Source organism: [Clostridium] ultunense DSM 10521, from assembly GCF_000511955.1.
Taxonomy (GTDB): Bacteria; Bacillota; Clostridia; order Tissierellales; family Tepidimicrobiaceae; genus Schnuerera; species Schnuerera ultunensis.
Genome location: NZ_AZSU01000002.1, coordinates 545,044 through 555,495 on the forward strand (window position 1 = coordinate 545,044; position 10,452 = coordinate 555,495).

Below are 10,452 nucleotides of genomic sequence, written 5' to 3' on the forward strand. Positions count from 1 at the left end.
TACAAGGGCACCACAGTTAACCTTGAAGGAACCGTCAGCTTTGATGTAGCAGAGCCGGTAGACCTAAAGGATGATTTCCTGGCTGACCTGGAAGGCGCGGTGGAAGCGATAACCGTAGCCGAAGTTACCCTTGACGGCGACAACATCAGCGTGGTCTTTGATGCTGGCGTAACAGTTGAAGAGGTAACGGAAGCAGCCGAGGGCCTAGTGGAAGCCTTAGGGAAGTTTGCCGGTGAAGGCAGCACACTTGAGATATCCGGTGAGACCTTTACCCTGAACGAAGACTTCGACTTGGTGGCGCTAGCCAAAGCATTGCTAGATGGCACCAGCGCTGAAGACTTCCTAACAGAAGGTAAGCCCGTAAGCGCGGCATATACTGCAAAGGTATTTTACAAGGGCACCACAGTTAACCTTGAAGGAACCGTCAGCTTTGATGTAGCAGAAGATGATAATGCCCAATAGAAAAAACGCGAAACGTTACTCTATAAGTTCATAGATTTCCACGAACGAAAAGAGTGGAGAGGGTATCCCGTACCATCAGGTATGGGATATTCTCTCTAACTGTACCTTACCAATTGTTGGGGGAAGTCCCCAACCTATGCAATAGCCTAGTGGCATAGAGCCTAATCCTCCTGCATATCGGGTTAAGTTACCCCTTAACTGATATGAAGCCAGGTGAAGTCGTAATACGTGCAAGTCGTATGCGGGGCTCCTTAAAAGATGGCTATGGTTAATGAAGTGAATCTGCGTTTAAAGCTATGCAGGCTAGCCGGTGATACAAAAACACTGCCTTGGGCTTATCATCGGCCTCTATACCTGAAATGGTATAGAAGAATCAGGCGAATTAAGGCTATTAAACCTGATTTTCGTACATAGCCAGCAGAAACCTAAGGCCATCAAAAGAAGGGATGGTAGGTACGGAACGTTTGAGGCCCTATACAGTTAGGATGGGTAAATCCAATGAACTATATGGGGAGTCAGCGGGTTCATAGTAGCGATGATCACTTGCCGTTTGTATTTGTATGGCGACATGCAAAGAGGAAAAAACAAGTGGGAACGAAGGAACCTAGTCGAGAAAGTTATTCCTCGATGGAACGCCGTATGCCATGAAAGTGGCGCGTACGGTGTAGACCGGTCGAAATCCCTTAAAGGATAGACACGGAATGGTGTAATAGAGTTAATTGAAAAGTTGCCATCAGTGGACGATTTGACATTAGACGATAAGACAGTCGTCGAAGCAGCAAGAAACGCATATAGTACCTTGACAGGAGCCCAACAAGCACTGGTTACGAACCTAGAAAAGTTAGAGGCTGCTGAAGCCAAGATAGCGGAGCTTGAAGCGGACCAAGCAGCTACCGAAGAGGCTAATGAATTTAAGGCAACTCATGCTATAGCGTTAAGCTTAACAGAGGGAACTGTTTCAATAGGTGATAAAAGCGCTGTGGAGACAGCCTTAGACGCTTACGAAGAATTATCGCCAGCGGTCCAAGTGAAACTTGTGGCTGAGAAGGCTCTGCTTGACAGCCTGTTAGCAAAAATAGGGCAACTGGAGCAGGAGAAAGCTGATCGAGCGGCAGCGCAAAGCGTAATTGCTCAAATCGATGAGTTACCTGCAGCAGACGAGCTAACATTAGAAAACAAAGATGCGGTCGAAGCAGCAAGAAACGCATATAGTACCTTGACAGAAGCCCAACAAGCACTGGTTACGAACCTAGAAAAGTTAGAGGCTGCTGAAGCCAAGATAGCGGAGCTTGAAGCGGACCAAGCAGCTACCGAAGAGGCTAATGAATTTAAGGCAACTCATGCTATAGCGTTAAGCTTAACAGAGGGAACTGTTTCAATAGGTGATAAAAGCGCTGTGGAGACAGCCTTAGACGCTTACGAAGAATTATCGCCAGCGGTCCAAGTGAAACTTGTGGCTGAGAAGGCTCTGCTTGACAGCCTGTTAGCAAAAATAGGGCAACTGGAGCAGGAGAAAGCTGATCGAGCGGCAGCGCAAAGCGTAATTGCTCAAATCGATGAGTTACCGGAAATAGATGATATAACTCTAGATAATCTTGAACAAGTAAAAGAAGCGGCAGGGTCAGCAAGGAATGCTTATGAAGGATTAACCGAAGATCAACAGATTCTAATACCAGAGGAAACACTGTTAAGATTGGTAGCTACGGAAGAGAAAATAACTGAATTAGAAGAAGACCAAGCGGCATCAGGGCAAGTAACAGAGCTAATTGAAAACTTGCCATCACTAGAGCAGTTAACTCTAGATGATAAAGATTCGGTTGTAGCGGCCAGAAATGCTTACAACGCTTTGACTCCAGCACAACAAAGATTGGTTACAAATTTCCGAAAATTAGAGGCTACTGAAGCAAGGATGGCTGAACTACAAATTACCGTTAATCATATTGGAGATGAAACTCTAGGTGATTTGTATATTGTCAACAGGGAATACACCGATAACAGTATCAAAAGCGATGCCATCGGGCCTGTAACACTCAAAATTGGTGACAAAGACGTTACCGAGAATTTCGATTTCACGTTCTATGACGTTGAAGGCGGCAAAAAAATTACTTCATTTAACCTTAGTAACGGCGGAAGTACCTTTAAGGCTTACATGGTAGCCACTAGTGAAGAGTATAACGACGTTTCAGCCAATGTGATTTTCAAGTACGGATCGGTGACCATCGGGAACAACGATACTTACTATACTATAGAGGATGCCCTGGCCCAGGCAGGCTCCGGGGTGGTGTACGTTAACTATAACACATCTTTTGCCGGTCCGGAGGTGGCACAGGTTGCCTATGGAACCACGAGGCACACCATTAAAAACGGTGTTACGGTATTACTTCCTTATAGTGAAGCGTTAAGTCAGAAAACAGATGATACTCCTAGTGGTACTGGAGTGGCCGTTGCTAGAACCAATGCTTATGTTGATCTAAATATTCCCGGAGGAGTCGAATTGCAGGTAAACGGTGTCCTTACCGTCAATGCAATGCGTGCTTCAATTAGCACAAAATATTGTGGACACGTTACTGGGTCAAACTATGCCCAGCTGCACCTGGCAAAAGGGAGTAAGATTACTGTTGAAAATGGTGGTACCCTTCATAGCATAGGTTTTATTTATGGAGAAGGCAGAGTAGAGGCAATGTCGGGTTCAACAATATATGAACCCATGTTTATTAAATCCTTTAGGGGTGGAACAGCAACTAGTAGGGTTGGCTTAAATGTTTTTCCATTTGATCAATATACCATCAATAATATTGAGGTGGCTCTAACGATTAACAGTGGTGCAAGGCATATCGCCAGTGCGTTAATTTATATGAATTCCAAATATTATAAGGGTGATCTTGATCTTATCGGAGCAGATGAACACCATTTAATTCGACTAACCGATGGTCAATTAATCAAAAGTTATGATATTGAAACGGGTCAACTCAAGTTCGACTTCCACGGAGATGCAAGTATTAACATAGGTAAAATCAACGTGTCAGGTATAACTGCCGACAGCGATGGTAAAGACATGCCCTTTGATGGTACGTGGCGTTTCAATGTTGCACCGGGTAGTAATGTTGTTATAGATTCGTGGGTAGCACTATTGCCTGGCGCGGAAATGAGCATCGAACCCGGGGCCAATATTACCATTACAGAAGATGGGAGATTGACGGTATTCGATCCTTATGAACACTTGGACGATTATAATGATTATCCCAACCGTGCCGAAAACTATTACCGCATCGCTCCTGCTTTTGGATATGATGCTGATACGCCAGCCAAATTAGTTGTTGATGGAACACTGACTCTGGAAGGTGGCTTAGCTGGAAGGGTTCATGTTGGTGATAATGGCTTAATCGTTCAAAGAGAATCAGCTTTTACCGCCTATGACTTCAAGTATGTTACGGGTACCCAATTTAGTGCAAGTTTTAACTCAAGGGAAGTTAGTCTATGGGAAGCTGATGATACTACCATAAATGTAGTTGCAGACAAAGATTCACTGAAGCAAGGTAATAAAGAGGATATTGCTATTAGGGCCATAGTTAAAGATAAAGACAACAATCCTCTACCTGACATAAAGGTTGAATTTACCGGTGGAAAAGGCCAATGGGATAAAAAAGAGTCTATTACTGATCAGAACGGAAAAGTAGAGGCTATTTATACCACGAGCGGAGAAGAAGAGATTGGCACTCTCGCTTTAGAAGCTACTGTACCAGCTGAGGGGATAAGTGCTAGGGCCAACATCGAGATTTCAGAATCTGATGGTGGGTGCCCTCTAATCTATTCTTACGATGGACAAAGGTTCCACCTGGAGCATGAACCTGTGCCGACATCAGCTAACAAAGCATTTGAAGGTACAACTTTCGGCACACTGCGAAAACTGCACGAGATTGATGGCCAATATCATATCAGAGTTGGGGAGGATGATCTATCAGAGACTTATGTCAACGGGGTAAATCTTTATGCAGTTGAATATGAGGCAGGAAATGATGTCAAGGAGGTATTCGTTGACATTAATGGGAAGCCACACACGATACGTGATAGGATTGCGCCAAAATCCTTTGTGGATTCAGGTGGTAAGAACTGGATTGGCGAATTGACAACTGACGGCAAATTTGTTTCAGCACCTGGTTTAAGTATGCTTGAGCAAGGTCAGTATGTAGAAACCTATGTTGCCACTTTTGACTTGCCCAAAGATGCAACTGATATGGGCAAATTGATGATTAGAACGCAGGAAACCAATCTAACGGTCGATTTCGTTGGGTGGTATCATAATCAAATTGATGGTTGTAATAATGTCTGGTGGTTAGAAAGAGCCTTGCAGACAAATGATGGTATCTGGGGAATCATTGATGCTATTGGAATGTTAGGGCTTGACGTCGAACTATGGAATGGAACGGAATGGGTTTATCAAGGAACCGTAGCAAATGGTTCTCACTTCTTCGAGGAATTTTTGATTCCAATTGATCTCAGCTTATTAGGAGATGAAGTGAACGAAGTTAAAGTGCGTTTCAAATCGGGTTCAGGATTTGTAATGTTTGATCAGGTCAGTATGGACTTTTCTCCCGACCAACCCATGACTGTTTATCCTCTGGACCTTCAGCAAGCGCTGTATAACGGAAATGACGACGTGACTTCAGTTGTAAGTAATATTGATGAGCAAAGGGTTAAGCTGCAAAAGGGAGACTATCTCGATCTGTTCTTCCTTGCACCAGACCTGGCAGATAGCTACGAGAGGGGACTTTTTGTCGACTTCACAGGTTATTACCACTGGGGTCTGGAATCAAAAACGCACCCTATAGTTAATACCTGGGATGAGTTCACATACGAAGAAATCATTGAATCGGTGTTAGAAGTACAGCCAGAGGCAGCAGAGACGGTAGAGGTCCTTGAATGGCTCTTTGATTTGACCGAAACTACATTAGGGAAGTCTATGGAATATAAGATAGAGAATATTTATGTTGGTCATGCACTGCCTTGGATGAAGGAAAACCTGTGGCAGCGGAATGATTAAATAGTGTCTTTGGGCATGCCGAAAGGATGAAATAGCCCCGTGGAAAGCAAGTAATGATGCAAATGGCTGGCAAGGCAACTACGTCCTGCACGTCTACAATACGACCGGCGTTACCATTAAAGACATAAAACTAACCGGTGGAGACGCAGCCTTGCTCGTCAACGGCTCCGAAGTGACCCTAACTGGAGCTATTGACGTAAGCGGCAACGAATTTGGCGGCATCGAAAGCAGTAAAGGCGTAGGTGTTGGAACCAATCCAAAACTTACTGTAACCGATGCAACCTTTACCAATGGTACCGAAGCCTATGGTTTACCCACCATTTGGGAAGACCAGATTACAGGAACGGTGGTAGCGGCTGATGAGCAGTTTACCGTAAATGAAGAGGTAAGAGAAGGCCAGGTTCAGTATTATCTTAAGGAAGAAAATGCGGAGCCAACTAAACCGAGCCTTAAAGTAACGAGCCCGGCTGAAGAAGTATCAGCCGAAGCAGAAGAATTTGAAATAACCTTTGCAGTTACCCATGATAAAGAACTAGAGTATTTAGAGATCGACCATAACTTAGGTAAACATGGAAGTGTTCCATACGAAGAAAAATTGCCAGAGTTCAAGTTGTATCCGAATGTAGATAATCCATGGGCACCAACAGATATGGAAGAACCAGAAGCTGGCAATAGAAAGACCGAAGCAACAGAACAAGGTTTAGAAGCAACATATAGTGCCGGTGAGAAGACTTGGACTTTAACATTTGGCAAACCAGTGTTAAATCAGATAAGAAATCTAACTGCAGAGTATTCTAATAATGAATTTAGGATTTACTCTCTAGTTAGAGATATTGAAGGTGTCCAATCAGGCTCAATGCATGACGGCGGCTATGAGACCACTATAGTGACATTAGTAATACAGGCTCTTCCTGAGCAGTCCACTTACAAGCTGACCCATACCGGATTGCAGGAGAGCTACACTGCCGGGGACTTGATTGATGTAACAGGCAAGACCCAGGAACAGATTAATACAGCAGTAGCAGTGGCTACAAAAGGCCTTGATCCAGTTAAGGTTACCTTAGCTACAGACGTATTAGGTAAGACTGGTTATGACGCAGTAAGGATCTTACCGGTTAATGCCGGTGAAAACATTCAGCTTTGGGCAAAAGATACGAGCAACAACTGGTATGATATTAACGTAACCGGCTGGGGCGACTTGAGCGGATTTAAACTTGATGCCCAATACAATGTGACCACCGACATTTATGTCGTGTCCGATAAAGCCGGAGATTATGAACTGAAGATCGAGCTGGTGGATCTTAGTGACAATAAAGTTATTGCTGATGCCAGCGGCACGATTACGGTAGAAGATTCAGTAGTAACCTCTTTGACCATGAATGCAGCCAATGTAGATGCTACTACTGGTGAAGAGTTCACCATGGCTGTGACAGCCCAAGGTACAGTAGCAGATGGGGATAAGGACAACCTGGTACGCTTTTACGGAGTGATACCTGGCCTTAGTGCTAGCGATATTGAATTTGCGACAATATCGGGCGGTACTCCGGATGTAGTTACAGACGCTACTGAGCGGGGTTATGCTGGTGCTAGCCAAGACGACCTAGTCCTGGCTTGGGGACCAGCAGGTGGTTTCCCACTGAAGGACCACAACTACAGCCAAGGAGTAACCACCGAGTTTAAGGCAACGATCAACAAAACTGGAACCTATATAGTCAGATTTGTCTTCTATGACCTGGATGCTAATAAGCAAATCAATGGAGCAGATGAAACAGCGACCATTGCTTTAACCGAAGATCTAGAAGCAGTAGCTTTTGAGAAAGTAAAAACTGAGACTTCAGTAACAGTTCCAGAAAGTATAGAAGGAACAGTAGGAGAAGCTATAACCTTTGATTATGGTATAACTTATCCCGCTGAAGTATCGGATGTAAGCGACAAGTGGCATGTAGATGGTAAAGTTGTGTCTGATAAAGTCATACAAGCAGGAGCAACCTTAAGCTTTGCTGGAGCAACTTATACAGTACCAGAAGACGGAGCATTAAGCTTCTGGACAAGCGAAGCTCTCGGTGCATCAGCAAGACCAAAGCTTAACCAAGATAATAGCTACACAGTTCCCGTGACAGTTGAAGGATTGCCGGCAGGCACCTATAATATTACCTTTAGCGCAATAGCAGCTCAAGGCAATGAAGACAATGACTTTGAGTCTGGTATAGAACTTGCAAAAGAGACAATGACCATAACCGTAGGCGAAGATTCAGAAGAATAAGTAGACCAGGAAGAAGCAGGTAGTAATACTTGATCCTTCCTAAATTGACATAACCGTCAACAACTGAATCAAGCCCCGTGAGAAAGCAAGCAATTAAGCTCTCTCGCGGGGCTTTTTCTTTTTCCCCTAGCAAACTCTGGGAGCAATCAAGCTCTTAAGGGGCTGGGGGTTGCTTTTTTTGCGGAATTGCAAAACGAATAATGTCGTCGAATACATACTAAACCCAAGTAAAACCTATACATATTGGAAAATATTTGATACAATGTAAGCAGTAAGTTCTCGAAGGGAAGGTTGCTTAAATGGATTATACAACTACGGAAAAATGGTCATCCCTTGAAGAAATAGCTGAACACTTAGGTGTCAGTAAAGATACTATTTATAGATGGATTGCCAAAAAACAAATGTCCGCTCATAAAGTAGGAAAGCTATGGAAATTTAAAATTAGTGAAGTGGATGAGTGGGTTACGAAAGGTGAAGCATCAGATAAATGATGACCGGGAGGGGTATCGATGTCAGCAATAGATGATTTAATTGCACAAATAGAAGATAAAACATTAAGAGAACGCTTAAAGCTTGAGACCAGCAAAATTGCTAAAGAAAAGAAATTTGGATTGGTTTTTGAGGAACATTTGCCGGAACTAACCCCCCTTTACAAGACTGAAGTACACAGGGGAACCCTAGTTGCTAAACGGGGGGAGGACTTATTAAATTTATGGCGAGTGCTGTCTATTTCGGAGGGACAAGCTGTATGCATTAAACAAGGTAGTAGTGAAAAAAGTCAGTTTTCTATAGAGGAACTAGTTGTAGTCGCTAACTTTGGTGAACCAATCTTTCCAACGCTTGTACCGATGGCCAGGGTCCAGAACGGGTCTGATGATGCTCCTTGGCATACTTTGATCGAGGCAGATAATTATCATGCCTTGCAGTTACTGGAATACCTCTACACAGGGCAGGTAGACTGCATATACATAGACCCCCCTTATAATACAGGAGCCAGGGATTGGAAATACAACAATAACTATATTGATTCAAATGACAACTGGCGGCACAGTAAGTGGATTGCTTTTATGCAAAGACGTTTGAGAATTGCCAAGCAATTACTGAAAGATGATGGTGTGCTAATCACTGCAGTAGATGATAATGAGTATGCACATCTTTGGATGCTGCTTAAGGAACTTTTTCCTTCCTTTGAGCATGTACCGGTTACCATACAACATAACCCCGGGGGAACACAAGGCGATAGATTTTCGGTGACTCATGAATATGCGATTTTTTCGATGTCGGAGACAGCGGATATTTTTCGTAAAACCCATGCTGAAGGGGATACATATAATCTTAGAAGATCGGGAAGCACTTCCGGCAGATTTGAAGGTGCAACCTGTTTTTATCCAATTATCGTTGATGCTGAAGGTAATATAATTGAATTTGGTGGTATTCCAGATGACAACTTTAGTCCATCCGATCAAACCATAGAACGTGGTGATGGAACCTTTGAGGTATGGCCAATTGACAAAAATAAAATTGAAAAAAAGTGGAGATATGCTCGTGATACAGTTGAAACCGTGAAATCAAGGATGTTTACTGTTCGTTCTAATGACAGGATTGAAATAAAACTGCGCCGGGAAGACGAGCAGCCCAAGACAGTATGGACAGATAAATTATATAATGCAGAAGCCCATGGAACTAATCTATTAAAAGAGCTAATAGGAGGCGGCTTTTCTTATCCGAAATCTATTTATGCGGTAAAAGATGCGATTGCATGTGCTGTAAAAGGTAAAAAGAAAGCTTTAATTTTAGACTTTTTCGCTGGCAGCGGCACCACCTTAAATGCCGTTAATTTATTAAATGCTGAAGACGGCGGCCAACGTCGCTGCATCATGGTAACAAACAATGAAGTATCGGAGAAGGAAGCTAAGGAATTGCGTGCTAAAGGGTTATTACCAGGGGATGATGAATGGGAAAAACACGGCATTTGCCAATCCATAACTTGGCCCCGCTCAAAATATACAATTCTTGGTCATCGGGATGATGGTACAGAGATTGACGGTGAATATTTCACTGGTAAATTTGCAGAAAAGGAGAAATCACGAAATTTTTATCACATCGGCTTCACCTCAAGTGCAGATTTCACAAGAAAAAATATGACACCCGGCACTAACTTACTAACCATCATGACTTGAAGACACAAAGGGGAATGAAAATGTAGTGACTACTAATAATCGTTCCCCTAAATTATGTTGAAGATGTTTATAACTACTATTAAATGGATATCTTAAAAACGGGACAAGAAAAAAGGATGATAATAAGAATGGCGGTTGATCCCCGGGTACTAACCTATCTTGATAGCCCAAGAGTACAAAGGAGTGTTGCATTAGTTTTACTTCTTAGGAATAAAACTGATAGCACGTGTGTGAAATTTTAGATTTTCTCAGGCTATCAATCTTGTCACTAAAACATATTGGAGTGAAGGTAATGGAAGCAATATTAGAAATATGTTGCGGGTTGGATGTTCATAGGGATAACATAGTAGCATGTATCACCAAGGGTGCCTTGAATTGCAAACCAACATCAGAAATAAGGAAGTTTTCAGCTCTTCAGCATGGCTTAAAAAGTCTTAAAGAATGGCTAGAAAAAGAAGATTGCCACCATGTAGCGATGGAAAGTACAGGAGTATATTGGAAACCAG

The 10,452-nt window shown here is 43.0% G+C and carries 6 protein-coding genes; all 6 read left to right on the forward strand.

Annotation, left to right across the window (positions count from 1 at the left end):
- A partial coding sequence (locus CUL_RS16730; RefSeq protein ID WP_025640749.1) for a hypothetical protein occupies window positions 1-462 on the forward strand: 462 nt, incomplete at its 5' end.
- Window positions 463-1,207: 745 nt separating this feature from the next.
- Window positions 1,208-5,503 (forward strand): Ig-like domain-containing protein, encoded by a 4,296-nt coding sequence (locus CUL_RS0105430; protein ID WP_157752621.1) that lies wholly within the window; start codon window positions 1,208-1,210, stop codon window positions 5,501-5,503.
- A gap of 151 nt (window positions 5,504-5,654) precedes the next feature.
- The gene (locus CUL_RS0105435; protein WP_025640751.1) at window positions 5,655-7,766 is read left to right on the forward strand and encodes a hypothetical protein; all 2,112 of its coding nucleotides are present in this window, start codon (window positions 5,655-5,657) and stop codon (window positions 7,764-7,766) included.
- Between the two features lie 299 nt (window positions 7,767-8,065).
- Entirely contained in the window at window positions 8,066-8,257 is a 192-nt protein-coding gene (locus tag CUL_RS0105440) for a helix-turn-helix domain-containing protein (protein WP_025640752.1), read from the forward strand.
- 18 nt (window positions 8,258-8,275) lie between these two features.
- Window positions 8,276-9,946: a site-specific DNA-methyltransferase gene (locus tag CUL_RS0105445; RefSeq protein ID WP_025640753.1), complete on the forward strand. Its 1,671-nt coding sequence runs from the start codon at window positions 8,276-8,278 to the stop codon at window positions 9,944-9,946.
- 292 nt (window positions 9,947-10,238) lie between these two features.
- A partial coding sequence (locus tag CUL_RS19110) for an IS110 family transposase (protein ID WP_035142815.1) occupies window positions 10,239-10,452 on the forward strand: 214 nt, incomplete at its 3' end.

Coding starts and splice junctions, on each gene's coding strand:
- CUL_RS0105440 (WP_025640752.1), top strand. CDS start 8,066: ATGGATTATACAACTACGGAAAAATGGTCATCCCTTGAAGAAATAGCT.
- CUL_RS0105445 (WP_025640753.1), top strand. CDS start 8,276: ATGTCAGCAATAGATGATTTAATTGCACAAATAGAAGATAAAACATTA.